At 69.2% G+C, this 25,411-nt stretch carries 23 protein-coding genes and 1 tRNA gene; 12 read left to right on the forward strand and 12 right to left on the reverse strand.

Going from position 1 to position 25,411, the window contains the following annotated elements; all coding sequences use genetic code 11:
- The 6 genes from BFF76_RS26120 to pknB all read left to right on the forward strand — a co-directional run.
- A partial coding sequence (locus tag BFF76_RS26120) for an FHA domain-containing protein (RefSeq protein WP_141695659.1) occupies positions 1-318 on the forward strand: 318 nt, incomplete at its 5' end.
- A gap of 10 nt (positions 319-328) precedes the next feature.
- Positions 329-844 (forward strand): FHA domain-containing protein FhaB/FipA, encoded by a 516-nt coding sequence (locus BFF76_RS26125; RefSeq protein ID WP_031090454.1) that lies wholly within the window; start codon positions 329-331, stop codon positions 842-844.
- Positions 845-973: 129 nt separating this feature from the next.
- On the forward strand, positions 974-2,479 hold the full coding sequence (locus BFF76_RS26130; RefSeq protein WP_031090452.1) for a Stp1/IreP family PP2C-type Ser/Thr phosphatase: 1,506 nt from the start codon (positions 974-976) through the stop codon (positions 2,477-2,479).
- Positions 2,480-2,500: 21 nt separating this feature from the next.
- A complete protein-coding gene (locus BFF76_RS26135) occupies positions 2,501-3,901 on the forward strand; it encodes an FtsW/RodA/SpoVE family cell cycle protein (RefSeq protein ID WP_065849183.1) in 1,401 nt (466 codons plus the stop codon).
- The gene (locus BFF76_RS26140; RefSeq protein ID WP_031090447.1) at positions 3,898-5,352 is read left to right on the forward strand and encodes a peptidoglycan D,D-transpeptidase FtsI family protein; all 1,455 of its coding nucleotides are present in this window, start codon (positions 3,898-3,900) and stop codon (positions 5,350-5,352) included. The genes BFF76_RS26135 and BFF76_RS26140 overlap by 4 nt, the downstream gene beginning before the upstream one ends.
- Before the next feature lie 171 nt (positions 5,353-5,523).
- The gene (gene pknB / locus BFF76_RS26145) at positions 5,524-7,512 is read left to right on the forward strand and encodes a Stk1 family PASTA domain-containing Ser/Thr kinase (protein ID WP_053929542.1); all 1,989 of its coding nucleotides are present in this window, start codon (positions 5,524-5,526) and stop codon (positions 7,510-7,512) included.
- Positions 7,513-7,595: 83 nt separating this feature from the next.
- Here the strand turns inward: pknB and BFF76_RS26150 are convergent, their stop codons facing one another.
- From BFF76_RS26150 to BFF76_RS26170, 5 genes are all read right to left on the reverse strand, one after another.
- Entirely contained in the window at positions 7,596-8,324 is a 729-nt protein-coding gene (locus BFF76_RS26150; RefSeq protein ID WP_031090443.1) for a class E sortase, read from the reverse strand.
- A 36-nt stretch (positions 8,325-8,360) separates the two neighbouring features.
- Positions 8,361-9,731, reverse strand: a complete 1,371-nt coding sequence (locus tag BFF76_RS26155; RefSeq protein ID WP_065849184.1) for a class E sortase — start codon at positions 9,729-9,731, stop codon at positions 8,361-8,363.
- On the reverse strand, positions 9,728-10,366 hold the full coding sequence (locus tag BFF76_RS26160; protein WP_031090439.1) for an aminodeoxychorismate/anthranilate synthase component II: 639 nt from the start codon (positions 10,364-10,366) through the stop codon (positions 9,728-9,730). The genes BFF76_RS26155 and BFF76_RS26160 overlap by 4 nt, the downstream gene beginning before the upstream one ends.
- Positions 10,363-10,551: a hypothetical protein gene (locus BFF76_RS26165; protein WP_031090437.1), complete on the reverse strand. Its 189-nt coding sequence runs from the start codon at positions 10,549-10,551 to the stop codon at positions 10,363-10,365. The genes BFF76_RS26160 and BFF76_RS26165 overlap by 4 nt, the downstream gene beginning before the upstream one ends.
- A gap of 129 nt (positions 10,552-10,680) precedes the next feature.
- Positions 10,681-11,406 carry a DUF881 domain-containing protein gene (locus tag BFF76_RS26170; protein ID WP_053929544.1) on the reverse strand — a complete coding sequence of 242 codons (726 nt, stop codon included), beginning with the start codon at positions 11,404-11,406 and terminating at the stop codon, positions 10,681-10,683.
- Between the two features lie 179 nt (positions 11,407-11,585).
- Between BFF76_RS26170 and crgA the strand changes: the two genes are divergently transcribed.
- Complete coding sequence (gene crgA, locus BFF76_RS26175; RefSeq protein WP_031090433.1) at positions 11,586-11,840, forward strand: cell division protein CrgA; 255 nt, start codon at positions 11,586-11,588, stop codon at positions 11,838-11,840.
- 243 nt (positions 11,841-12,083) lie between these two features.
- Here crgA and BFF76_RS26180 read toward each other — a convergent pair whose 3' ends face one another.
- Complete coding sequence (locus tag BFF76_RS26180) at positions 12,084-12,998, reverse strand: rhomboid family intramembrane serine protease (protein ID WP_031090431.1); 915 nt, start codon at positions 12,996-12,998, stop codon at positions 12,084-12,086.
- A gap of 207 nt (positions 12,999-13,205) precedes the next feature.
- Positions 13,206-13,733, reverse strand: coding sequence for a peptidylprolyl isomerase (locus tag BFF76_RS26185; protein ID WP_031090429.1), 528 nt, complete (start codon positions 13,731-13,733; stop codon positions 13,206-13,208).
- A gap of 358 nt (positions 13,734-14,091) precedes the next feature.
- Between BFF76_RS26185 and BFF76_RS26190 the strand changes: the two genes are divergently transcribed.
- The gene (locus BFF76_RS26190) at positions 14,092-14,811 is read left to right on the forward strand and encodes a DUF5324 family protein (protein WP_031090428.1); all 720 of its coding nucleotides are present in this window, start codon (positions 14,092-14,094) and stop codon (positions 14,809-14,811) included.
- Positions 14,812-14,983: 172 nt separating this feature from the next.
- Here the strand turns inward: BFF76_RS26190 and bla are convergent, their stop codons facing one another.
- Together bla and BFF76_RS26200 are read right to left on the reverse strand one after the other, a co-directional pair.
- Positions 14,984-15,919 carry a class A beta-lactamase gene (gene bla / locus BFF76_RS26195; protein WP_065849185.1) on the reverse strand — a complete coding sequence of 312 codons (936 nt, stop codon included), beginning with the start codon at positions 15,917-15,919 and terminating at the stop codon, positions 14,984-14,986.
- Between the two features lie 54 nt (positions 15,920-15,973).
- Positions 15,974-17,551: a penicillin-binding transpeptidase domain-containing protein gene (locus tag BFF76_RS26200; RefSeq protein WP_244167344.1), complete on the reverse strand. Its 1,578-nt coding sequence runs from the start codon at positions 17,549-17,551 to the stop codon at positions 15,974-15,976.
- Between the two features lie 299 nt (positions 17,552-17,850).
- On the opposite strand from BFF76_RS26200, the gene BFF76_RS26205 reads away from it, so the two are divergent.
- A complete protein-coding gene (locus BFF76_RS26205; RefSeq protein WP_065849186.1) occupies positions 17,851-18,726 on the forward strand; it encodes a LysR family transcriptional regulator in 876 nt (291 codons plus the stop codon).
- A gap of 44 nt (positions 18,727-18,770) precedes the next feature.
- Complete coding sequence (locus tag BFF76_RS26210) at positions 18,771-19,637, forward strand: serine hydrolase (RefSeq protein ID WP_079122492.1); 867 nt, start codon at positions 18,771-18,773, stop codon at positions 19,635-19,637.
- Positions 19,638-19,750: 113 nt separating this feature from the next.
- Here BFF76_RS26210 and BFF76_RS26215 read toward each other — a convergent pair.
- Positions 19,751-19,823 (reverse strand) — tRNA-Ala (locus BFF76_RS26215).
- 170 nt (positions 19,824-19,993) lie between these two features.
- Between BFF76_RS26215 and BFF76_RS26220 the strand changes: the two genes are divergently transcribed.
- Positions 19,994-20,542, forward strand: a complete 549-nt coding sequence (locus BFF76_RS26220; RefSeq protein ID WP_031090420.1) for a helix-turn-helix domain-containing protein — start codon at positions 19,994-19,996, stop codon at positions 20,540-20,542.
- A gap of 97 nt (positions 20,543-20,639) precedes the next feature.
- Entirely contained in the window at positions 20,640-22,037 is a 1,398-nt protein-coding gene (locus BFF76_RS26225) for a serine/threonine protein kinase (RefSeq protein WP_031090418.1), read from the forward strand.
- Between the two features lie 5 nt (positions 22,038-22,042).
- Here the strand turns inward: BFF76_RS26225 and BFF76_RS26230 are convergent, their stop codons facing one another.
- Positions 22,043-23,380: a hypothetical protein gene (locus tag BFF76_RS26230; RefSeq protein ID WP_031090416.1), complete on the reverse strand. Its 1,338-nt coding sequence runs from the start codon at positions 23,378-23,380 to the stop codon at positions 22,043-22,045.
- Positions 23,377-25,257 carry a vWA domain-containing protein gene (locus BFF76_RS26235; RefSeq protein WP_031090415.1) on the reverse strand — a complete coding sequence of 627 codons (1,881 nt, stop codon included), beginning with the start codon at positions 25,255-25,257 and terminating at the stop codon, positions 23,377-23,379. The genes BFF76_RS26230 and BFF76_RS26235 overlap by 4 nt, the downstream gene beginning before the upstream one ends.
- Positions 25,258-25,411 lie beyond the last annotated feature (154 nt).

Genomic DNA, 25,411 nt, shown 5'->3' on the forward strand with positions numbered 1-25,411 from the left:
CGCCGTACCTGCGCGTCCGGCGCCATGCCGGACGCGCAGGTACGGCGCTGGATCGAGATCAACGGCACCCGCCATCAGATCTCCCGCCCGACGTTGGTGATGGGACGAAGCACCGACGCCGACGTGCGGATCGACGACCCCGGCGTATCGCGCCGGCACTGTGAGATCCGGACCGGAACGCCCTCGACGATCCAGGATCTCGGGTCTACCAACGGCATCGTGGTAGACGGGCAGCACACAACCCGCGCTACGCTCCGCGACGGCTCGCGGATCGTCGTGGGCAGCACCACCATCGTTTACCGGCAAGCCGAAGGGTGAAGCGGGGGCAATGTCAGAGCTGACCCTGACGGTCATGCGGCTAGGTTTCCTAGCTGTTCTGTGGCTATTCGTAATCGTGGCCGTCCAGGTCATTCGCAGCGACCTGTTCGGTACGCGCGTCACGCAGCGCGGCTCACGCCGCACTGCTGGTGACGCACGCCCGCAGCAGGGACGCCAACAGCAAGCAGCGCCGCCACAGCAGCGCCAGCAGTCCGGGCGCCAGCGCCGTGGGGCACCCACGAAGCTGGTCGTCTCCGAAGGCACGCTCACCGGCACCACCGTGGCCCTCCAGGGCCAGACCATCACCCTGGGCCGGGCGCACGACTCAACGATCGTGCTGGATGACGACTACGCGTCCAGCAGGCATGCCAGGATCTATCCGGACCGTGACGGCCAGTGGATCGTCGAGGATCTCGGGTCCACCAACGGCACCTATCTGGACCGGACCCGGCTCACCACCCCGACACCTGTTCCGCTGGGCGCGCCGATCCGCATCGGCAAGACCGTCATCGAGCTGCGGAAGTAGTACGACAATGAGCGAGCGGAGCGAGCGAGCCGCGGCGGTCCTGACGACGGACCCGGCCCGGCTCCCGACCGGAGGGTGGGCAGTGTGGCTCGAGACCGGCTGTACCCCGAGCCGACGGGCGAGGTGCGCATGAGCTTGTCCCTGCGCTTCGCCGCCGGATCGCACAAGGGCATGATCCGGGAAGGCAACGAGGACTCCGGCTACGCCGGTCCCCGTCTTCTCGCCATCGCCGACGGCATGGGCGGCCAGGCGGCCGGCGAGGTCGCCAGCTCCGAGGTGATCTCCACCCTCGTTCAGCTCGACGACGACGTCCCGGGCTCCGACATCCTCACCGCGCTGGGGACGGCGGTGCAGCGGGCCAACGACCAGCTGCGCGTCATGGTCGAGGAGGACCCCCAGCTGGAGGGCATGGGCACCACGCTCACCGCCCTGCTCTGGACCGGTCAGCGCCTCGGCCTCGTCCACGTCGGGGACTCCCGCGCCTACCTCCTGCGTGACGGCGTCCTGACGCAGATCACCCAGGACCACACCTGGGTGCAGCGGCTCGTCGACGAGGGCCGGATCACCGAGGAAGAGGCCACAACCCACCCGCAGCGTTCTCTGCTGATGCGAGCTCTGGGCAGCGGCGACCACGTGGAGCCGGATCTCTCTGTCCGGGAGGTCCGCGCCGGTGACCGCTATCTGATCTGCTCGGACGGACTCTCGGGCGTCGTCTCCCACCAGACGATGGAGGAGACCCTGGCCAGCTACCAGGGCCCGCAGGAGACCATCCAGGACCTCATCCAGCTCGCCCTGCGCGGTGGCGGCCCCGACAACATCACCTGCATCGTCGCCGACGTCCTGGACGTCGACAGCAACGACACCATGGCCGGGCAGCTCAACGACACCCCGGTCATCGTCGGCGCGGTCGCCGAGAACCAGGCCGCGCAGGCGAGCGACGGCCGGGCGATGGAGACGCCGGCGGGACGCGCGGCCGGCCTCGGCCGCCCCGTGCCGCCGCCGGCCGGAGGCTTCGGCCCCCCCGGCAGCGGCGACGACGTCGGCTACGGCTCCGGTCCCGACAACGCATTCGACTCGTACTCCGAAGACGACTTCGTCAAGCCCCGCGGCCGCCGCAGGTGGCTGAAGCGGTCGTTCTACACCGTGCTCGCCCTGGCCGTGATCGGCGGAGGCGTCTACGGCGGATACCGCTGGACCCAGACCCAGTTCTACGTGGGCGCGAAGGACGACAACGTCGCGCTGTACCGCGGAATCAGCCAGGATCTCGCCTGGGTGTCCCTCTCGAAGGTCGAGGAGGACACCAAGATCGAACTCAAGTACCTCCCGCCTTACTGGCGCAACGAGGTCGAGGCGACCATCTCCCAGGGCAGCCTCGCCGACGCCCGCAAGAAGATCAGCGAGCTCAACGCGCAGGCCTCCGCCTGCAAGAAGGACGCGCAGCGCCGCGCAGCCGAGGCGGACGCCAATGCCGCCGCGGACAGCAATGCCGCCAAGGACCAGGGCGAGGCCGGCACCGCCTCCGACAGCACGTCCGCCACGTCTCCCGCCAAGGGGACCAAGACCGCGACTCCCACTCCCGGCCCCAGCCTCTCGGAGGAAGAGAAAAAGCTGGCCCTGCAGTGCGGTAAGCAGTAAGCCGTAGGGGGCCTTCAGCACATGAGCGTTGTCACCAACACCACGACCATCGGCGCGATCGACGCGCCGAGCCGCCGTAACACCGAGCTGGCACTGGTCGCCTTCGCCGTCCTGATCTCGGTGTTCGCGTACGCCAACGTGGGCCTCGCCCTCCACGGCGAACTGCCCGCAGGCATGCTCGGCTACGGCCTGGGCCTCGCGCTGCTCGGCGGTGTGGCACACATCGCCGTACGGAGATTCGCCCCGTACGCCGACCCGCTGCTGCTTCCCCTGGCGATCCTGCTGAACGGGATGGGGCTGGCCCTCATCTGGCGGCTCGACCAGTCGGAGCGGTTCCAGGCGACCCGGGACTTCGCACCGGCGGCTTCCAAGCAGCTGCTGTTCTCGGCTGTGGGTGTGGCGTTCCTGGTCATCGTCCTGATCGTCCTCAAGGACCACCGCATCCTGCAGCGCTACACCTACATCTCCATGCTGGTGGCGCTGGTCCTTCTGATCCTCCCGATGTTCTTCCCTGCCGTGAACGGCGCCAAGATCTGGATCAAGATCCCCGGCGTCGGCACGATCCAGCCCGGGGAGTTCGCGAAGATCATCATCGCGGTGTTCTTCGCCGGCTACCTCATGGTCAAGCGTGATGCGCTGGCCCTGGCCAGCCGCCGTTTCATGGGCCTTTACCTGCCCCGCGGCCGTGACCTGGGACCCATCCTCATGGTCTGGGCCTTCTCGATCCTGATCCTCGTCTTCGAGACCGACCTCGGATCCTCGCTGCTGTTCTTCGGCATGTTCGTAGTCATGCTGTACGTCGCCACCGAGCGCACCAGCTGGATCGTCTTCGGCCTTCTGATGTCCGGCGCCGGCGCTGTAGGTGTGGCGACGTTCGAGCCCCACGTCCAGGACCGCGTCACCGCCTGGCTCGACCCGTTCGCCGGCTGGGACAAGATTGCCGCCAGTGAGCAGATGGCCAAGTCCCTCATGGCCTTCGGATCCGGCGGCACGCTCGGCACCGGTCTCGGTCAGGGCAACTCCGACCTGATCGGCTTCGCCGCCAACTCCGACTTCATCCTCGCCACCGTCGGCGAGGAGCTGGGCCTCGCCGGCATGATGGCCGTCCTGCTCATCTACGGTCTGATCGTCGAGCGCGGCGTCCGTACGGCGCTCGCCGCCCGGGACCCCTTCGGCAAGCTCCTGGCGATCGGCCTCTCCGGCTCCTTCGCCATCCAGGTCTTCGTCGTCGCCGGCGGTGTCATGGGGCTCATCCCGCTGACCGGTATGACCATGCCGTTCATGGCGGCCGGTGGTTCGTCCGTCATCGCCAACTGGGCCCTCATCGGGATCCTGATCAGGATCAGCGACACGGCCCGACGTCCCGCACCGGCCCCCGCACCGTCCCCGGACGCCGAGATGACCCAGGTGGTCCGACCGTGAACAAGCCGCTGCGCAGGATCGCGATGTTCTGCGGGATCCTGGTCCTGGCCCTGCTGATCCGCACCAACTACATCCAGTACGTACGGGCCGACGAGCTCAACGCGAACGAGCACAACCGCCGCGTCCAGATCGAGCGCTACGCCCACGAGCGCGGCAACATCATCGTCGACGGTGAACCCGTCACGGGCTCCGTCGAGACCACGGACGGGGACTTCAAGTACAAGCGCGTCTGGAAGGACGGCCCCATGTGGGCGCCCGTCACCGGATACTCCTCGCAGGCCTTCGACTCCTCGCAGCTGGAGAGCATCGAGGACGGGATCCTCACCGGCAACAGCGACCAGCTGTTCTTCGACCGCACCCTGTCGATGTTCACCGGCGAGAAGAAGACCGGCGGCAACATCGTGACCACCCTCAACGGCGCCGCCCAGAAGGCCGCCTTCAAGGGTCTGGGCGACAAGAAGGGCGCCGTCGCCGCCCTCGACCCTCAGACCGGCGCCGTCCTGGCACTGGCCAGCACTCCCTCGTACGACCCCTCGGTCTTCGCGGGCAACTCCATGAAGGACTCCGACGCCCGGCAGAAGCTCCTGGCCGACAAGGACAAGCCGATGCTGAACCGGGCCCTGCGGGAGACCTACCCGCCCGGCTCGACGTTCAAGGTCGTCACGGCGGCCGCGGCGCTGGAGAACGGCCTGTACAGCGACATCGACGAGGAGACGGACTCGCCGCTGCCCTGGCGGCTTCCCCTGTCGACCAACCTGCTGCAGAACGAGGGCGACATCCCCTGCGAGAACGCATCGCTCCGGGAGGCCCTGCGCTATTCCTGCAACACCGTATTCGGCAAGATGAGCAACGACCTCGGCAACGAGAAGATGATCGAACAGGCCGCCAAGTTCGGCTTCAACGAGGAAGTCTTCGCTCCGGTCCGGGCCGATGCCAGCATCTACCCGAAGGACAACCAGCCGCAGAACGCCATGGCGGGCATCGGACAGGCCTCCAACCGGGCCACTCCGCTCCAGATGGCCATGGTGGCGTCCGCGATCGCCAACGACGGCAAGCTCATGCAGCCGTACATGGTCGCCCAGCGCCAGGCACCCAACCTGGACGTCATCTACACGCATGAGAAGGAGCAGCTCGGCCGGCCGCTCTCGGCGGAGAACGCCCAGAAGGTGCAGCAGATGATGGAGACCGTGGTCGAGGACGGCACGGGAACCAACGCACAGATCGACGGCGTCACTGTCGGAGGCAAGACCGGTACCGCCCAGCACGGCCTCAACAACAGTGAGAAGCCGTACGCCTGGTTCATCTCGTACGCCAAGACCGACAGTGGCTCCCCGGTCGCCGTCGCCGTGGTGGTCGAGGACGGCAACGCCAACCGGGACGACATCTCCGGTGGCGGCCTGGCCGCTCCGATCGCCAAGAACGTGATGAAGGCAGTACTCGACGGAAAGTAGTGACACCCTTCACAACTTCTGTTCACACCAGCACATTGGGATACCGGTCGGATATCGGCTGACGGGTGCGGGCCGATCACGCCGGGCGTGCCCGGTAGCGTATGCGCGAGCAGCGCACCGCCGGACCACACACGGGTGCGGTCAGGACTGACGGAGAGGGCTGGATCAGTTATGGAAGAGCCGCGTCGCCTCGGCGGCCGGTACGAGCTGGGCTCGGTGCTCGGCCGTGGTGGCATGGCCGAGGTCTACCTCGCGCATGACACCCGGCTCGGCCGCACCGTCGCTGTGAAGACGCTGCGGGCCGACCTGGCCCGCGACCCGTCCTTCCAGGCACGGTTCCGCCGTGAAGCCCAGTCGGCCGCCTCGCTCAACCACCCCGCAATCGTCGCCGTCTACGACACCGGCGAGGACTACGTCGACGGTGTCTCCATCCCGTACATCGTGATGGAGTACGTCGACGGGTCGACACTCAGGGAGCTCCTGCACTCCGGCCGCAAGCTGCTGCCGGAGCGGACCCTCGAGATGACGGTCGGGATCCTGCAGGCCCTGGAGTACTCGCACCGCGCCCAGATCGTCCACCGCGACATCAAGCCGGCGAACGTCATGCTGACGCGCACCGGCCAGGTCAAGGTCATGGACTTCGGTATCGCCCGCGCCATGGGTGACTCGGGCATGACGATGACGCAGACCGCCGCGGTCATCGGCACCGCCCAGTACCTCTCCCCGGAGCAGGCCAAGGGCGAGCAGGTCGACGCGCGCTCCGACCTGTACTCCACCGGCTGCCTGCTCTACGAACTGCTGGCGGTCCGGCCACCGTTCGTGGGGGACTCGCCCGTCGCGGTCGCGTACCAGCACGTGCGCGAGGAGCCGCAGCCTCCGAGCAACTTCGACTCCGAGATCACGCCCGAGATGGACGCCATCGTCCTGAAGGCCCTGACCAAGGACCCCGACTACCGATACCAGTCGGCCGACGAGATGCGCGCCGACATCGAGGCCTGCCTCGACGGCCAGCCGGTCGCGGCCACGGCTGCCATGGGTGCGGCGGGCTACGGCGGCTACAACGCGTACAACAACGACCAGCCCACGACGGCCCTGCGCGCGGCCGACTCGAACGGCGCGCAGACGTCGATGCTGCCGCCGGTCAACCCGGACGACGGCGGCTACGGCTACGACGACCGCCCCGACCGGCGGCGTCAGAAGAAGAGCAACACCTCGACGATCCTCCTGATCGTGGCAGGCATCCTGGTGCTCATCGGCGCGATCCTGATCGGCCGCGCGGTCTTCACCGAAACCGAGGGCGACAGCGGCAAGATCGACGCCCCGAACATGATCGGGTCAACGGTCGAACAGGCGCAGAGACTCGCGGACAACGCCGACGTCCTCCTGAAGGTCGGTTCGAAGGAGCCCTGCGAGGCGCAGGAGAAGAACCAGATCTGCAGCCAGTCGCCGTCCGCGGACGCTCAGATGGAGACGGGCGAGACCGTGACCGTCGTCGTCTCCACAGGCGCCCCCAAGGTCGAGGTCCCGGACGTCCTGGAGAAGTCCGAGGACAGCGCCCGCAAGAAGCTTGAGGACGAGGGCTTCACGGTGAGCGTCACTTCGGTGGAGTCCGACGCGACCCCGGGCACAGTCACCAAGCAGGACCCCGAGGGCGGTTCGAAGGTCGAGAAGGACTCCGAGGTCACGATCACCGTCGCCAAGGAGGCGACCCAGGTGGTGCCGGGTGTGGTCGGCAGGTCCTACGCGGACGCCGAGGCCCAGCTGAAGGGCGTCGGCTTCGCCAACGTGTCCAGGACCGACGTCGAGTCGGATCAGCCCGTCGACACCGTGGTCGAACAGACCCCGGCGCCGAACAGCAAGCAGTCCAAGGACACCCAGATCGTCCTGAAGGTCTCCAAGGGCCCTGCCCAGCCGGAACAGGTCACCATCCCGGGTGACATCGCCGGCAAGCCGTACAAGGACGCGAAGGCGACGCTCGAAGGCCTGGGGCTCGTGGTGGCACTCGCCCCCAACTCGTCGGACAAGCCGAACGCCCTGGTGATGCAGGCGGACCCGGGGCCCAACTCTCAGGTCGCGAAGGGCAGCACGGTCACCCTCACCACGATCGGCGGCACGGACGGCGGCAACATCTTCGGCGGCCGTAACGGCGCGGACGACTGACCCGCGCAGCGCCGTAGGAACGGACGCAGGGCCCCGGTCACCTCAGCGGTGACCGGGGCCCTGCGCCTTTTCCTGGTCAGTGTCTACCGAAGCTCAGCCGGCTTCGTGCGGTCCCTGTCCACCTTCTCGGTCCGCACCAGCTCACCCCACACGATGTAGCGGTACTTCGACGTGTAGACGGGGGTGCACGTGGTCAGGGTGATGTAGCGGCCCGCCTTCTTCACACCCGACTCCTTGGGCACCGGGGCGATCGCGTCGACGTTGAACTTCGACGTCTCAGGCAGTTCCGCGTAGACCTTGTAGACGTACCAGGTGTCCCTGGTCTCGAAGACGACCGCGTCGCCCTTCTTCACCTTGTCGATGTTGTGGAACTTGGCGCCGTGCCCGTCCCGGTGCGCGGCGAGCGTGAAGTTGCCCTGCGCGTCCGAGGGGAGCGCCGACTTCACGGGGTCCGTGTAGTAGCCGGCGATGCCGTTGTTGAGCGTCCCGGTGTCGGTGCCCTTCTTGACGAGGACCTCGCCGTTCTTCATCGCGGGGACATGGAGGAAGCCGATGCCGTCCCTGGTGTCCAGGGCTCCCGGGCCGCCCGCCCAGCGGTCACGGACGCTGTTGCCCTGCTTGTCCGACTCACGGTCGGCAAGCACATTGGTCCACCACAGCGAGTAGACGACGAACAGACCCAGCACCAGCCCCGCCGTGATGAGCAGTTCGCCGAAGAGGCTCACCGCCGTCGCGACGGGATGGCGGCTCCTGCCCCGCGCCGGGGCCGCCGCCGCGTAGGTGCGCTCTTCGTCCTCGGTTCTCGCTGCCACCGCACCCGTCCCTGTCGTGATGTCGTCCAGCCCGCGTCAGCCGACGAGCGCGTCGGGCTTCCCCTTGCTGCGCGGCCGTTCGTCGACCATTTTGCCCCACACGATCATTCGGTACGTACTCGTGAATTCCGGCGTGCACGTCGTCAGCGTGACGTACCGGCCCGGGCCGGTGAAGCCGGAACCGGCCGGAACCTCGTCGATCACCGCCACGTTGGACGGCGACGTCTGCGGAAGGATGCTGGCCATCTCGTACGTGTAGTAGGCATCCTGCGTCTCGACCACGATCGGATCGCCCGGCTTCAGCTTGTTGATGTAGCGGAAGGGCTCACCGTGGGTGTTGCGGTGCCCCGCCACCGCGAAGTTCCCCTGCTCCGCCGAAGGCATCGCGGTCTTCAGCTTGCCCTCGCCGTAGTGACCGATCATGCCGCGGTCCAGGACCTTCTCCTTGCTGATGCCCTCGGCGATCGGCGCGACCACGTCCAGCTTGGGAATGTGCAGGATCGCGAAGCCCTGACCGGGTTCGAAGGCACCCGGGCTGCGATCCCCGTTCGCCCAGTCGTCCTGGATCTTGTTCGTCTCCCGGCCGGCGATCTGGTCGGCACGGATGTTGGTCCACCAAAGCTGATAGGTGACGAACAGGAGCATCAGCACACCGAAGGTGATGAACACCTCGCCGACGACCCGGCTGGCCACGACGGCGGGGCTGTCCTTGGCGGCGCGGGCCGCCCGCCGGGCTTCCAGTCGTGACATCGGAACCGCCGGCCCCGCCGACTCCGCCGACTCCGCCGACTCCGCCTCGACGGTGCGCCGGGGCTCACCCCTCCGGCCTCCGCGCCCTTTGGCCGCCCGTCTGCGCTCGGCCCGGCCTCCCGTCGGAGGCGGTTCGGGGGCGGGATCGGGGGCGCCGGACCGGGACGGCTGCGACGCACGCCGCGTGTCGGTGGTCCGCAGAGCCACCGTCTCGTCGTTCAGCACCGCACCGACCTCGCCGGCGGGCTGACCGGGGCCCGGGTCATGTACTGCGAGAACCGGCGCAGGCCCGGGCGCGGCCGACACCGGGGCGGGAGCCACCGGACCGGGTGTCACCGCCGTCCCCCGGACGGTGTTCGAGGCGGGAGCGGCCTCCGGTCCCTGGTGCCCGTACCAGTCCCTCTGGTATCCCTCCGGGTCGTACCACTCACCCGGGGGCTCCACGGGCCCCTGAGCCTCCGTCTGGGGCGTCTGCCGCGCCTCGCCGTCGGCCTGGGTGGTGTCCGTCCGGAACCAGGGCGAGGTGTGCTGCCCCGGCAGCGGATCGTTCAGTGGATCCGCGAGCTGCTCCACCGCCGCCTCGAACGTGCCGTCGGGCTCGTACGCTCCCTGCGCGTACGGTCCGTCCTGCCCGGCGTGGGGGCGGTGTGAGGTCACGCGGCGGCCTTGCCCACCACCGGGGCGAGCCCCGCCGATCTCCCGACGGCGCCCTGGTCACCACACCGCTCCAGCCAGTTGGCGAGCATCAGGTGACCGTACTCCGTGAGCACCGACTCCGGGTGGAACTGCACTCCCTCCACGGCTTGTTCGCGGTGGCGGAGCCCCATGATGATGCCGTCCGCGGTGCGTGCGGTGACCTCGAGCTCCGGCGGGACAGTGGCCGGCTCGGCGGCGAGCGAGTGGTATCGCGTCGCGGTGAACGGGGAAGGCAGACCGGCGAACACGCCCTTGCCCTCGTGCAGTACGGGGGAGGTCTTGCCGTGCAGCAGCTCCGGCGCCCTGTCCACCACACCGCCGTACGCCACGGCCATGGACTGCATCCCCAGGCAGACACCGAAGACCGGAACGCCGCTCCTCGCGCAGTGGTGCACCATCTCGATGCAGACACCGGCCTGTTCGGGTGTGCCGGGGCCGGGAGACAGCAGGACCCCGTCGAAACCGTCGTCGGCGTGCGCCGTGGTCACGGCGTCGTTCCGCACCACCTCGCACTCGGCCCCGAGCTGGTAGAGGTACTGGACGATGTTGAAGACAAAGCTGTCGTAGTTGTCGACGACGAGAATGCGTGCGCTCACTGACCGGCTCCCGCTCCGCTGGTGCCTTCGCCGTCCACCGTCACATCACCGAACGGGAGCAGTGGCTCCGCCCAGGGGAAGACGTACTGGAAGAGCGCGTAGACAACGGCCAGGGCCAGCACGAGCGAGATGAAGCCCCGCACCCATGCGTTGCCCGGCAGGTGCCGCCAGATCCAGCCGTACATGCTGTCGCCTCCATTCGGTACGGCACCAGACTAAACGGCCGCGGCACAGACGTGTGTCAGCTGTGGAAAGCCGCCCGCCGGGCGCCCCTCACAGTGCTGCGCGCACCTCGCGAAGGCCACTCCCGCGAACTACTCCACAGGCTGTGCGTAGTGCAGGTCCACGGTGCCCGAATAGCCGGGAAGCGTCAGCTTGTCGTCCTCCTCGACCTTCCACCCCAGCCCGTACGCCTTCACGTACAGCTGGTAGTTCTGGATCGCCGTGGAGCCGTCGAGCGCCTGCCTGAGATCCTCCCGGTCGCCGACGGCGGTGACCTTGTACGGAGGGGAGTAGACCCGCCCCTGCAGGATCAGGGTGTTGCCGACGCAGCGCACCGCGCTGGTGGAGATCAGCCGCTGGTCCATGACCTGGATGCCGCGGGCACCGCCCTGCCACAGGGCGTTGACGACGGCCTGCAGGTCCTGCTGGTGGATGACCAGGTCGTTGGGCTGCGGCTCGGGGTATCCCGGTTTGGCGGTGGCGTCCGGCGGCGCGTCGTTCAGCGTGACGGAGAGCGCCTCACCGGTCACCTTCGTCGTGCCCGCGGCCTTCTCCAGCGCGTCCAGCTCGGCGTCCTCGGCCCGGGTGCTCCCGTCGTCGCGCCGGGCGAGGGTGTCGATGTCCGCGCGTACGGAAGCGGTCGATTCGTCCAGCTCCGCGTTGTTATCGCTGCGCTGCTGAATGAGGTCGGAGAGCTTCAGCAGCGAGGAGTCGGTGCGGATATCGGTCCCTTTGGCCGTGTTGGCGCTGGTGACGAAGATCAGCCCGGCCAGTGCGAAAACGGCAGCGGTGAGGCCCTGGACCGGCCATCGGGACATGCGCCCGGCCGGTCCTCGAGGAGAGTCGGCAGAATTGCTCAACGTACCCTTATCTCCTTAGGCGCCACGGAAGCACTACGCTAACGGACGCCCCGGGGAGGCAGCATTCCCCCTCGCGCCCCGGCGCCAGCCCACAGATCCCTGCGCGGTCACGCAGCGCATCGACAGGAGAGTCCCTCGTGCCGAAGTCACGTATCCGCAAGAAGGCAGACTTCACGCCTCCGCCGGCGAAGCAGTCGACGAGCATAAAGCTGACCAACCGCAGTTGGGTGGCGCCTGTCATGCTGGCGCTCTTCCTCATCGGCCTGGCCTGGATCGTGGTCTTCTACGTCACCGAGGGCGACCTGCCGATCGACGCTCTCGGCAACTGGAACATCGTCGTGGGCTTCGGCTTCATCGCCGGCGGCTTCGGCGTCTCCACGCAGTGGAAGTAGCTCTGCCCTGAAGTTACCCACAAGGTTATCCACAGGTAGGGGAAAAGGTCAGACGATCTGTGGATAACCTCCTTCGAAGTTGACGCCGGTGTGACTACACACTTACGCATCGCGAGAAGGCACGCCCCTTGTCCTGACTGGTAAAACCCGGTTCAGCGACAAGGGGCACACCTGTTCCCCACGTCATGCACAAGATCCGGCACACTCTGTGGACAACCGCACCCCTGGAGCGATGGATTCCGCTCAGGTGAGCGCAGCCGTCCTGAGGAGGACGGCCATGACGACCACCACGAGGACCAACGCACAGGCGCCGTACTGCACAAGATTCCGGCGCTCGCGCGGCCCGTGGACCATGGCGATCGCGATCAGCGCGCCGGCGACCAGGCCGCCGACGTGCGCCTGCCAGGCGATGCCACCCCACGGGTTGAAGGTGAAGATCAGGTTCACCACGAGGAGTGCGATCACCGGGCGCATGTCGTAGTTCATCCGGCGCATCAGCACGGCAGTGGCACCCAGCAGGCCGAAAACGGCGCCCGAGGCACCGAGCGTTCCCTGTGCCGGGTCGGCGATCCAGTAGGTGAGCGCGCTGCCCGCCAAGCCTGAGAGCAGATAGAGCGCCAGGTAGCGTGCACGGCCCAGCGCGGCCTCGAGGGGCCCGCCGAGCCACCACAGCCCCAGCATGTTGAAAGCGATGTGCCACACCTCCTGGTGCAGGAACATCGATGTCACCAGCCGGTACCACTGGCCTTCCGCGACGCCTTCGGGACCGCCCGACGGATCGCCTGAGTAGGCACGGCCGAACAGCAGCAGATCGTCGAGCAGCGGATACCCGGACTGCTTGGCGATCAGGACCGCGACGAAGACGGCGAGATTGATGCCGAGCAGGATCTTGGTGATCAGCCTGGGGTCGGCGGCGACACTGCCGCCCGCCAGGGTCCGCGGCCGGCTGGCCGCCCTGTGGTGACCCCCACCAACCCCTTCACGGACGCATTCCGGGCAGTGGAAGCCCACCGAGGCTTCGATCATGCAGTCCGTACAGATCGGCCGTTCGCACCGCGTGCAGCGGATACCCGTCTCCCTGCCCGGGTGCCGGTAACACGTGAGCGGACCGCCCGCGGCCGCGGACCCGTCCTGGTCTTCCGGCGGCTGCTGGTCCATCGGTCACGGCCCTTCGGTCCTCGTTCGCGGAGGCCGCACACCTGCGACCGCCCCGCTCGCCCGTTATGTAACAGTACGGACGAACAGGGCGGTTGGTTCCCCACAGCGAGAGCAGGCTGCCAAGGGGCAGCGGCCCGTCAGGTCCGCGCTCGTGTCAGGTGACCGGCTCCCCGGGTCAGCGGCCCCGGGTGCCCGGCCGACCTCAGGTCAGCGGGTCTCGACGACGACCGACTCGATCACCACGTCCTGGAGCGGGCGGTCGGTGCGCGGGTTGGTCGGAGCCGCGGCGATGGTGTCCACGACCTTCTTGCCGGCCTCGCCGACGACCTCGCCGAAGATCGTGTGCTTCCCGGTCAGCCAGGCGGTGGGGGACACGGTCAGGAAGAACTGCGATCCGTTGGTGCCCGGACCGGCGTTTGCCATCGCCAGCAGGTACGGCTTGTCGAACGCGAGGTCGGGGTGGAACTCGTCACCGAACTCATATCCGGGCCCGCCGGTACCGTTGCCCAGCGGATCGCCCCCCTGGATCATGAAACCGCTGATGACACGGTGGAAGACAGTTCCGTCGTACAGCTTGTCCGTGGACTTCCTGCCGGTCTCGGGGTTGGTCCACTCACGCTCGCCCTTGGCGAGCTCCACGAAGTTCCTGACCGTCTTGGGCGCGTGGTTCGGCAGGAGCCGGATCTCGATGTCGCCCTGGCTGGTCCTCAAAGTGGCGTAGAGCTGCTCGGCCACGATCTGCCTTCCGTAAGTCTCCGCTGATGACCACCGATCCTTGCACGGAGCACCCCCTCCTCTGCCCGGCCATCGCCCTGGGGCGTGCGGCACTCACCTTGTTGCCCGCTTTCCTGCACCTTCCCCACACTTCCTGGCGGGATAAGCGGGATAAATGCGGCCACGTGCACGGTGGCATGGAGCGTCCCGACACGAAGCGTGGCATCGTCGTCCACACGCTCCCCCTGCACCGCATTGCCTGAGAATGACGTTCATGACCCGGATGCCCGTCTCGCATGGCGCTCATGGCCTCAGCGGGCATGATTTCCAATTGGGTGGACAGGCGGAGTACCTACCCGCCACCAAGGAGGAGGATCCCGTGACCCGCATCGACAGCGTGCGCGCCGCAACCTACTCGGCGAAGGACAGCGCGCAGCACGCCGCGGAAGTGGTGGCGCCATACGCCGACACGGCCAAGGAACAGGCCGCGCACTACGCGCAGGAGGCCCGCGCACTGCTCGCGCCCAAGGTGTCGAAGGCAGCCGCGCAGGCCCGCGTCCAGTACGGCGCGCATCTCGCCCCACGTATCGAACAGGCACTGACCCATGTGCCTCCAAAGGTCGACGAGGCCGCGCACAAGGCCGCCACCCGGACACGCAGCGCCGCTCGCACGGCGGCGGACTACACCGTGCCGCGTGTCGAGTACGCGGTGGCCGCGAGCCGGCCTGTCGCCGAGGAGGCCACGGCGCGCGGCACCGCAGCGCTGGCAGCACTCCGTGGCCACGTGACGGCCAAGGAGATCCAGAAGCTCGTCAGAAAGCACGAGCGGCGGGCCAAGGTGGGGCGAGCGGCCAAGGGGTTCCTGGTGCTGGGCCTCCTCTCCGGCGGAGCTTTCGCCGCCTGGAAGTGGTGGGACAAGCAGGCCAACCCGGACTGGCTGGTCGAGCCCCCGGCCCCCACCGAGGTGGGCGACGACCGCGCTCCACTGACCTCGGTCGACGGCAGCGGCCGGGACGTGCTCGATCCGGAGGTCCGCGTGAAGCAGGACGAGGCCGAAGGCGAGTCGGGCCCGAACGGCGACAACGACGGCCGCGCCTGAGGAGACCAGGGCCTGCCCGGCTCGACCGGGAAGGCCGGAAGGGGCGCCGGAAGACCTCGCGGTCTCTCCGGCGTCCCTTCTCTGTTTCACGTGAAACAGCGAAGGGCCCCACAGAGGCACGGACGACGCAGCAGACAGACGTCGTGGCAAGGCAGCCGCAGGACCGCGCGTTTTACCCGGCCAGAGCGCCGAAGGCGACTTCTGCCGCACGGGCGAGGAGTGCGTCATCGCTTTCAGCGTTCTTGGCGTCGCGACGGGAGAGGACGGCGAGGGCAATGGGCGCGGCGCCGGGCGGCCAGGCGATTGCGATGTCGTTGCGGGTGCCATAGCCGCCCGTACCCGTCTTGTCTCCGACCTGCCAGCCGTCAGGGGTGCCGGCGCGGATCGTGTGATCGCCGGTCGTGTTGCGCTTGAGCCAGTCAGTCAGGACGGCGCGCTTGTCCGCGGGAAGCGCGCTGCCGAGGACGTAGGCGCGCAGGTCGTCGACCAGGGCGCGGGGTGTGCTGGTGTCGCGGAGGTCACCGGGCACCGCGTCGCTGAGCGCGACCTCATAGCGGTCGCAGCGGGTGACATCGTCACCGAGTGCGCGCAGGGCGTCCTGCAGCCCACGAGGGCCTCCGAGTTCGCGGAAGAGGAGGTTCGCCGCGGCGTTGTCGCTGTAGCGGACGGCAGCATCACACAGTTCACGCAGGGTCAGGCCGGTGGCGACATGCCGCTCGGTGATCGGCGAGTTGCTGATGAGGTCGTCACGGCTGTAGCGCACGAGCCGGTCCAGCCGGCGGAGCGAGTTCCTGTCCAGCACAGCACCGGCGAGCAGTACTTTACAGGTGGAGGCGTAGGCGAAGCGTTCGTCGGACCTGTGGGTGACGGTCCGGCCGCTGCCGGTGTCGAGCGCGTAGACGCCGAGCCTCGCGCCGTACTTCCGCTCCAGCTCCACGAACGCGCCCTCGGTGCGGGGCTCGGCAGCCGTCGGGCTGGAGGGCGTGGCAGCGGTCGGTGGCGGGCCGGATGAAGCCGGGGAGTTGGTACACGCGGGAAGCGGCAGGGTGGCGATCCCCGCCAGCGTGATGAACACGGCACGGCGGGAGAGGGGGGTTCGGGTGCTCATGGAGGTGCGGGCTTTCCCTTCTGAGGTCTGCATGCGGCCCCGGCCGAGCGCTGCTCAGCGGGCCAGGTTGCCGAGGAACCGCTGGGCGACCGGACCGGCGTCGGCGCCGCCGGAACCGCCGTCTTCCAGGAGAACCGCCCAAGCGAGGTCGGAGTCACCCTGATACCCGATCATCCAGGCGTGGGTACGAGGCGGTTTGCCACTGCCGAACTCGGCGGTTCCCGTCTTGGCGTGAGGTGCACCGGACAGATTCTTGAGCGCATGGGCGGAACCGGAGGTCACGGTGGCACGCATCAGTTCACGGAGCTCACCAGCGACACCGGCATCCAGTTCTGCCGGTGCTTCGTACTTCTCCTTCACCGCGTCCGGCACCAGCACGGGCTGACTGAACGTCCCGCTCTTGACGGTGGCCGCGACGGACGCCATCACGAGCGGGGACGCCTGGACGCGTGCCTGGCCGATGGTGGCGGCGGCCTTGTCGTTGTCGCTCGTGGTGACGGGGACACTGCCGTCGTACGTGGTCGTGCCCACGTCCCAGCTGCCTCCGATACCGAAGGCCTGGGCGGTGTCACGCAGGTCGGTGTCGGAGAGCCGGTTCCGGGCGTCGACGAAGTAGGTGTTGCAGGACTGCGTGAAAGCGTCGGCGAAGGTCGAGCCGGTCGGCAGCTCGAACTGTTTCTGGTTCTCGAAACGCTGTCCGTCGACCCGTGCGAACTTCGGGCAGGGTGCGGGGGTTTCCGCCTTCATGCCACCCTTCAGGAGTGCCGCTGCGGTGACGACCTTGAAGACGGAGCCGGGCGGGTAGCGTCCTTCGAGGGCGCGGTTGAAGCCGCCGGGCCGGTTGGCCGCGGCAAGGATGTGGCCGTTCCGCGGATCTATGGCGACGATGGCCGCGTGTACGTCGGACCCGGTCAGAGCATCTGCCGCCGCCTCCTGGACGCGGGGGTCGATGGTGGTGCGCACCGGACGGCCTTCGGCTGCCGGCGCCTCGTCGAGCTCCTTGACCGCGCGACCGCTCTGCCGGTCCGCGACCACCAGGGATTTACCCGCCTTCCTGCCCCCGGACAGGATGTCGTCGTACCGGGCCTCCAGGCCTGATGCGCCCTTGCCGCTGACCGGGTCGACGGTTCCGACGAGGCTTTCCGCTCGGAGCGGTTCTCCCTCGGCGTCGAGGACCTGCGCCCTGTTTCCGGCGCTCTTGAGCGCGAGCGTCCGCCCCGACGACAGCTCCGGATGGATCATCGACGAAGTGAACTCGACCTTCCATGTCCCCGAGGTGTCGCTCACCTGCGCGTGGGAACGCCAGGTGACGGCGCCGGCGCCCGGTATCTGCATGGTCACGCTGAAGGGAAAGCGCGCCTTCCCCTCCCCTTGCTTCCGGCCCTCACCGTCTTCGATCGCGGTTCTGGACGGCTTGAGGTTGGTCAGTACGGACGTGAGAAGTGATGCTGCCTCGTCAGGCGTGTCCGTGTAGCCGGCCGCCTTCCGCGCGTCGTGCCGAGCCCACGCGGCGAGAAATGCCGTCAGGGGCTCGCGAGCGGCGACGACTTCCGCGTCCTCTTCATCGACGTCGCCGCCCACGATGCCGAAGGCGGCGTAGCCCCCTCCCGCCAGCAGCAGAAGGGCCGCCACGATGCCCAGCGGTCGCCGCACGCGCCGCGACCGCCCCCGCCGCGAGGTGGATCTGTTCCGGCTGTCGGTACGCGCCACAGTGTTCTCCGTTCCGGGTCGGGCCTGGTCAGCTCGCCGGAAGCGGTCCCGGCGTTCGTAGGAAAGTGCATACGCTCGAAAGCGGCCTGGCTTCGGCTTCACGAAGTCGGCTCGGCTTCCGCACCCTGTCGGGAGTCAAGCCCGCATTCCTGCGGTATGTCGAATATGCTCTCGGCATCACACCGATTCGCAAGCTGTATCGCTGCACTTCAGGAGGAAGAGTGCTGACGGAACGGCATCTGGAAATCTTTGTCGCGCTTGCGGAGGAAGAGCACTTCGGGACCGCCGCACAACGGGTGGGCATCACCCAGCCGCCGCTGTCGCAGGGCCTGCGACGGTTGGAAGCCCTGCTCGGGGTCCGCCTGTTCGACCGTGAGAGGGGAGTCTCCCTGACCGAGGAGGGGACTCTGCTCCTCCCGCACGCCCGCAGGGCACTGGCCGCACTCGCGGAACTCCGCGAGACCGGTGCCCGCGAGCACGCCGACGGCAGACGCCTGCAGCTCGGGCTGGCTCCCGAGGTCCCGACGAACTTCGCGGCCGACGTGGCGGCCTCGCCGGTCCGCGCCGGCGAACACACACGGATCGGCGTCGTGACGGCCTCGACCGCGGTGCTCCTCAAGGATCTGGCGGCCGGCCGGCTCGACATCGCCGTGATCCGTCATCCCTCCGTGCTGCACGGCCTTGCCGCGGGCCGGGTGATCCTGCTGCCGACCTGGATCCTCGCTCCGGCCGGGAGCGGTGATGCCGGGGCGGCACCCCTCACGTCACGTCTGCCCGTTGCCGTGCGGCCCCGTGCCGAAGCGCCCGCGGCCCACGACCTCTTCGTCGACACCCTGGCCGGCCGCGGCCACAGGGTGGAAACCGTCGTGGTGTCCGATGAACGCGCCGGACTCGCTCTGGTGGCGGCGGGCCAGGCGGTGCTGGTCACGGCGGATTCCACGTTGACGGCGACGGAGGTCGAGCGGCGGACGACCACGGACCCGCCGCTCCCCCTGCGCCTGCGCGTGGCCTGGGACCCGCGACGTCCCGGTTCGGAGGGGACCGCTGAGACGGTGCGGCTGATCGAGGAGGCCCTGACCCGGATGGTGGCGAAGTGAGCCGGAAGAGGAACGACGGCGGTGCGGAGCGGGTCATCCGGGGCATGTTCGACGACGCGGGTGTCCGAGGCTGGCTGCACGTGGCGGAACTGCACCGGCCGTCGGCCCGGGTGACCATCGATCCCGACGAGCGGCTGCCCATGGGGTCGGTCTACAAGGTGCCGCTGATGGTCGCCTTCTGCCGCCTCGTGGACGCGGGGCTGATCGACCCGGGGCGCAGGCTGACGCTGGCACCCGACGATCGCGTGCCCGGCCCCACCGGCATCTCGATCCTGCACGACCCCGTCACCATGTCGCTGCGCGACCTGGTGGTGCTGATGATGACGATCTCCGACAACACCGCGGCCGACGCCGTTCTCCGGGTCGTCGGTCCGGACGTGGTCGACGCCATGTGCAGGGACCTGGGCATGCCAGACACCCATATCCACGGGGGAGTCGTCACCACGTTCAGCAGGCTGGTCGCCGAAATGAGCGCCCCCTCCCTGGACGCCGCCCTGGCACACGTGGCGGACAACGACACCGTCGTGCCCCCCGGGGTGTACGACCCGGCGTTCAAGGCCTCCACCACACCGGCGGACATGGCGCGGCTCCTGCGAGCGATCTGGACCGGACAGGCCGCATCCGACGAGCGCTGCGCCTTCATGCGCGACGTGATGCGCAGGCAGCCGTGGACGCACCGGCTCGCATCCGGCTTCCCCTACGACGATGTCACCGTCTACGGGAAGACCGGCAGTTTCGGGTCCATGCGCCACGAGGCGGGCGTCGTCGAACTCGCCGACGGCAGCACCTACACCGCCGCGGTCTTCACCCAGGCCGCCCGGTCCGACGCCAAGCTGCCGCGCGCCGACGCGGTGATCGGCGCCGCGGCCCGGACCGCTGTGGAGGAACTGCGGGGACGTACGGGCACCTGACCCCCGAGGTCCCCCGGTCCTCGCGGCCCCCCGGCTCGTGGGGCGCAGGTTCCGCGCAGGGACGTGAAAAATGCCCTCCGCCCCGCGTTCTGCGGGTCGGAGGGCATTTGATGTGGAGCCTAGGAGATTCGAACTCCTGACATCTGCCTTGCAAAGGCAGCGCTCTACCAACTGAGCTAAGGCCCCGAAAAGCGGACACCGCGGGACATATCTTCGCCCTGACGTCCGTCGCAGAACAGAGTACCGGGTGACCCCCCGAATCCTGCAAAAGGATTGGGGCTCCCGGCCCGCAACGGCTCTCCGTAAGATGCACGACGAGGTTCGCAGCAGCGAAGCCGCAGCGAAGGGGAGACGCAATGGACGCAGCGCAGCAAGAGGCGACGGCTAGAGCCCGGGAGCTCCAGCGCAGCTGGTACGGAGAGCCGCTGGGAGCGCTCTTCCGCAGGCTGATAGATGACCTCGGCCTCAACCAGGCACGCCTCGCGGCGGTGCTCGGGCTGTCCGCCCCCATGCTCTCCCAGCTGATGAGCGGGCAGCGGGCCAAGATCGGCAATCCAGCGGTCGTCCAGCGGGTCCAGGCACTCCAGGAGCTCGCCGGTCTGGTGGCGGACGGCAGTACCAGCGCGGGAGAGGCCACCGACCGGATGGAGGAGATCAAGAAGTCGCAGGGCGGCTCGGTCCTGACGAACACCGGCCAGACCTCCACCACCGGTGGAGCCCCCACCGTGCGGCGTGTGGTCCGCGAGATCCAGTCGTTGCTGCGGTCGGTCGCGGCGGCAGGCGACATCATCGATGCCGCGGACTCCCTCGCCCCCGCCCACCCCGAGCTGGCAGAGTTCCTCCGGGTGTACGGGGCGGGACGCACCGCGGACGCGGTCGCGCACTACGAAGGTCACCAGAACTAGGGCGAATCCCAGGCCCCGGGGCCGCCCCGGGGCGATGGAGCCGTGGCAGTATCCCGGCGGCCGGGACACGAACCGAAACGGGAGCGGGCGCAGCGCAATGGGTGAGGTCTTCGCTGGTCGGTACGAGCTGGTCGATCCGATCGGACGGGGTGGGGTCGGCGCCGTCTGGCGCGCGTGGGACCACCGGCGCCGCCGGTACGTGGCGGCCAAGGTCCTGCAGCAGAGCGATGCGCACACGCTGCTGCGCTTCGTCCGCGAACAGGCGCTGCGGATCGAGCACCCGCATGTTCTCGCCCCGGCGAGCTGGGCCGCAGACGACGACAAGGTCCTTTTCACCATGGATCTGGTCAGCGGCGGTTCGCTGGCCCATGTCATCGGCGACTACGGCCCACTGCCCCCGCGGTTCGTCTGTCTTCTGCTCGATCAGCTGCTGTCCGGACTGTCCACGGTGCACGCCGAAGGGGTCGTGCACCGTGACATCAAACCGGCCAACATCCTGATGGAGGCCACCGGCACGGGCCGGCCGCACCTGCGGCTCTCCGACTTCGGCATCTCGATGCGCAAGGGCGAGCCGCGGCTCACGGAGACCAACTACGTCGTGGGCACGCCCGGTTACTTCGCGCCCGAGCAGATGATGGGAGCCGAGCCCGATTTCCCGGCGGACCTGTTCGCCGTAGGTCTCGTCGCGCTCTATCTGCTCGAGGGGAAGAAGCCGGACTCCAAGGCGTTGATCGAGTACTTCGCCGCGCACGGCACCCCGGGCGCGCCCCAGGGCGTGCCGGAGCCCTTGTGGCAGGTCCTCGCCGGCCTGCTGCAGCCGGATCCGCACGCCCGTTTCCGGACGGCCACGGGTGCGCGCAAGGCACTGACGGCCGCAGCCGAGATGCTGTCGGAAGCCGGCCCGGACGAGGAGCCTGTGGAGGTTTTCGACCAGATCGGCCCCCTGCCCGCGGGATACGGTCCCGAGGGCCCCGCGGGTTCCGGCCGAGGAACACCCGGCAGCGGGCCACAGACGCCCGCACAGGCCGTCGGCGGCGCATCGCCCGCACCACAGCCGCCGCAGCAGCCGCACGGGCCACAGAGCCCGGGCCAGGCGCCGTACGCGCCGCAGCGGAGTGCGCAGGGACAACAGCCTTACGCGGCACCGTCGATGTCGGAGACGGGAAGCTTCCACCTCGCTCCGCCCCCGCAGCACCCGGCGCCCCTGCCGGGCCCCGCGCAGCCGCGACCATCGTCTCCCCCGGTCCCGGCCCACTCGTCGTCCCCCTACGCCGCCGATGCCGCCGGGGCCGTGACGGCCCCCGTGTCGTACGGGGCGGCACCCACCCGCCCCTACACCGCCCAGAACGTGCACGCTCCCCAGGGCGTCGCACCGTCCGCGCCGCGGCCGTTGTCCGCGAAGCGGCCGGGACCGCCCCCGAAGGTGGCGGTCCCGGTCCTGCTGGTGGCGCTGATCTGCTTCGCGGTGGGCATCTGGGCACTCACCCAGTCCTGAGCGTCCTACCAGGTCCGCGGCGGGCCGCCGGGCGGCGGCTGTACGCCCGCACCCGGCGGCACAGCGGCGGGAACGGTCCTGCGCCTGGCCAGCAGGGTCCACGCACCGAGCCCCAGCACCAGGACGGAACCCGCGCCGATGCCTGCCGCGGCCACCGTCCTCATCGTGTCGCTCGCACCGGCCTCGGGCGCGCTCAGGCCGCTCCTGGCCATGTCCCTGTCGTCGTCCGTGACTCCGAAGACCCCGGCATCCCCCTGATAGGGCGAGGGCTTCCTGTCGTTGACGACCTTCACCCTGAGCGTCAGCCCGAGGGCCTCGTCCCCGTAGTGCTCGGCGACCTCGGGCGAGAGCGTCACCGACAGGTAGTACCAGCCCGCGAATCGCATGGCACTGATGTCGGACGCCGCGTCGTAGCGGTTCTCGTAAGCCACCGGGGGCAGCGGGTCCAGGGCCACCGAGCTGGGCGTCCCGGAGTACGACAGCGTCGCGTCGTCCACATGGCCGCGTGCCGGATTGTCCAGCGCAAGCGCCAGGGCGTTGCCGAGGTACTCCGTCGACTTTCCGCTGTTGCTCAGCGCGGCCGTGGCGAAGATCTGCTGGCCCCAGTCCACGGGCACCCGGTAGAAGCGGGTCTGTCCTGGAGCGATGGCGTCCACCCATTCGCCGGACGCCAGGCCGGTGGCATCGTGGAAACCGCTGCCACCGGCCCGTTTCTGCTGCCCCGTGGGCGGGGTGGGGGAAGCGGAGGGCCAGTTCTCCGGCGCCTCGGTCGGTAGTGGCTTCCCGGCTTTCAGCGCCGGCTCCGTCTCGTGGCGCAGCTCCAGGTCCCATGCCCCGGGGGACGAAGTCGCCTTGCTCTCACGCTCGATCAGGACGTTGTACGTGCCGCCCGCCGCACAGGTGGTGCTGCCCTCCTCCACGGTCCGATGGGCGTACGCGGCGATGGGGCGCGGGAACTCGGCCGATTCGAAGGCCGCGTCCTCGGAGCTGCACCGGGTGTCGTCGAGATCCCTGATGCTGATCGTGATGCCGTCCCCGTAGGCGACCTTTCCGCCCGCCTTCGGCACGGCTACGGCGGAGACGTACGCATCGGTCCTGTCGCCGAGCTCCAGACGGTAATAGAGCTTCTGTCCGTTCTTGATGGAGCTCCTGTAGACCGACCCTGCCTTCAGCTCCGCCGCGTCCGCGTTCGTCTCCGCTCCCCGGACAGATGCCGCGGCAGGGTCGAAGGTGTACGCCGCTGGGCCGTCGGCCGCGTGCGCCTGGCCCGGCAGCGCCGCCACCGCGCACCCCGCCGCGATCGCCGCCAGCGCCACCCGGCCCCTGTTGCCCTGCCTGTTCACGCGCTTCCCCTCGTCGTCTGCGTGCCCGTCCCGCGCCGGCTGCGTACGAGCAGGATCCCGGCGGTCAGAAGTGCCGCGGCACCCGCTCCCGCGACGGCCGCGATGCCGGTCCATCCTGCCCCGCCCGGACCACTGCTGTCTGCGGCCCCCGCTCTACCGCCGTCAGCACCCGCCTCGGAGCCGCCGGGCCGCTCCGCCAGGACCGAGGCTCCGTGCTGGGGACCCGCCAGCTCTTCCCCCGGGACCGCCACCCTCAGTACGACGCCGATACGCGGGTTCTCGGCGATCTCGGCCGCCTTCGCCCCGAGGGTCACCGCGATGTAGAAGTCGCCGTCCGCGTGCACCGGACGTACAGCGGAACGGGACTCGTAGCGGTTGGTCCACGCGACCGGGACGGATCCCATCCGCAGCGCGGCGGGCCGCCCGCTGTACATCACGGTCTCGCGGAACCCGCCCCCGCTGCCGACCGGAGAGCGCGCAGGGGTGAACAGCTGCGTCCTGCCGTACGAATGGGCGGCGGAGCTGTCCACCGTGGGCTCGTTGGCGAACTCCACGTCGTAGCGCACCTGCTGGCCCCAGCCGGCCGGAACCTTGTACCAGAGGGTCTGCGACGGCAGGATCCTGTCCCGCCACACGCCCCGGCCGAGTTCTCCGGCGTCGTTGAAGCCGGTCCCGCCCCGCACGTCCCGCGGATCACCCGTCGGCAGCTCGGCGTCTTCTCCGCCCTCCCCGTACTCCGGCCGGGACTGCGCGGGGGTGACGCCGTCGGGCAGCGGCTCCTCCACGCCGTACAACAGCTCCAGGGGCCAACGGGCGCTGTCGGATCCCTTCTTGCTCTGCCGTTCGACCACCAGCCAGTAGCGGCCCGCCTTGTCGCAGCTGCGGTTCCCGTCCTCCGAACGGATACGGGACACGGCCGAGGTCAGCGGAGTCGCACCCTCCTGCTGGAGGAACCGCGCGGTGGCCGACTCGCAGGTGGCGTCGCCGTCGCCGTATGCCAGACCGGTGCTCAGGGCGTCGAGGCTGTCGACGGCCGCACCGGGCTGCGGGACCGCGGTGGCCGCGAAGTCCGCTGTCGAGAACGCGTCGAGACCGACGGCGTAGTACCGCTTCTCGCCTGGCCCGATGGTGTCCAGATACTGTCCGGGAGTCATGGCTGGAGCCTCGGCCGCGGTGGCCGCTCCTTCTGTCCGCTCGCCCTTCAACCGGTAGCCGTCCACGGATAGTTGCGCGGACCTCTGCAGCTGTCGGGCGAGCGCGTCCGCGTCCGGTGCGTCGTAGTAACGCCCGTTGCCCGCTTCCGCGATGCACTCCAGCTGCTTCCGGGCCGCCCCTCGGACCTGGAAACCCACGGTGTCGATCCGCAGACCGACACCCTGCCCGCCGAGCCGCTCGGCGACCTCACAGGGCTGCGGCGTACCGCAGTTGTCCTCGCCGTCGGAGATCAGAAGGATCGTGCGCGTCCCGACGGCGCCGTCCGTGGGCGCGGGAAGGTCCTCGGCGGCCTTCTGCAGGGACAGCCCGATCGGGGTGTCCCCCCGCGGCTGTACGCCCGCGACGGCCTGCTTCACGGCCGCCCGGTCCAGCGGAAGCACAGGACGTACGAGCCGGGTGTCCGCGCAGCCCTGCGTCCGGTCGGCCCCGTACACCCGCAGACCCGTCGGATGCCCTTCGGGCAGCGCGTCGACCACGGTCCCCACGGCCGTACGGGCGCTCTCCATCCGGGTACGGCCGGTGCCGTCGTCGCCGCCCATGGAGCCCGAGGAGTCGAGCACCATGACGAGGCTGCCTCCGCCCGTGGTGTCCCTGTCGGCGGCCCCCGGCGCCGCCCGTACGGACGCCACGGCGTGTGACGCCCCCACCAGCAGCGCGAACAGTGCTCCACCGGCAACGGCCGCCGTCCTCGCCCTACGGCTGCGTGTCCCCGCCCTCGTCCCTGCACCCACCGAATCCCCCTCGGCCACCCGCACATCACGAACACTTTGCTCTTGCAAGCTAATGATTTGCTTGGGTGAACTCAAGGGTGCGCCC

The sequence above is a fragment of the Streptomyces mutomycini genome, from assembly GCF_001700505.1.
GTDB lineage: Bacteria > Actinomycetota > Actinomycetes > Streptomycetales > Streptomycetaceae > Streptomyces > Streptomyces mutomycini.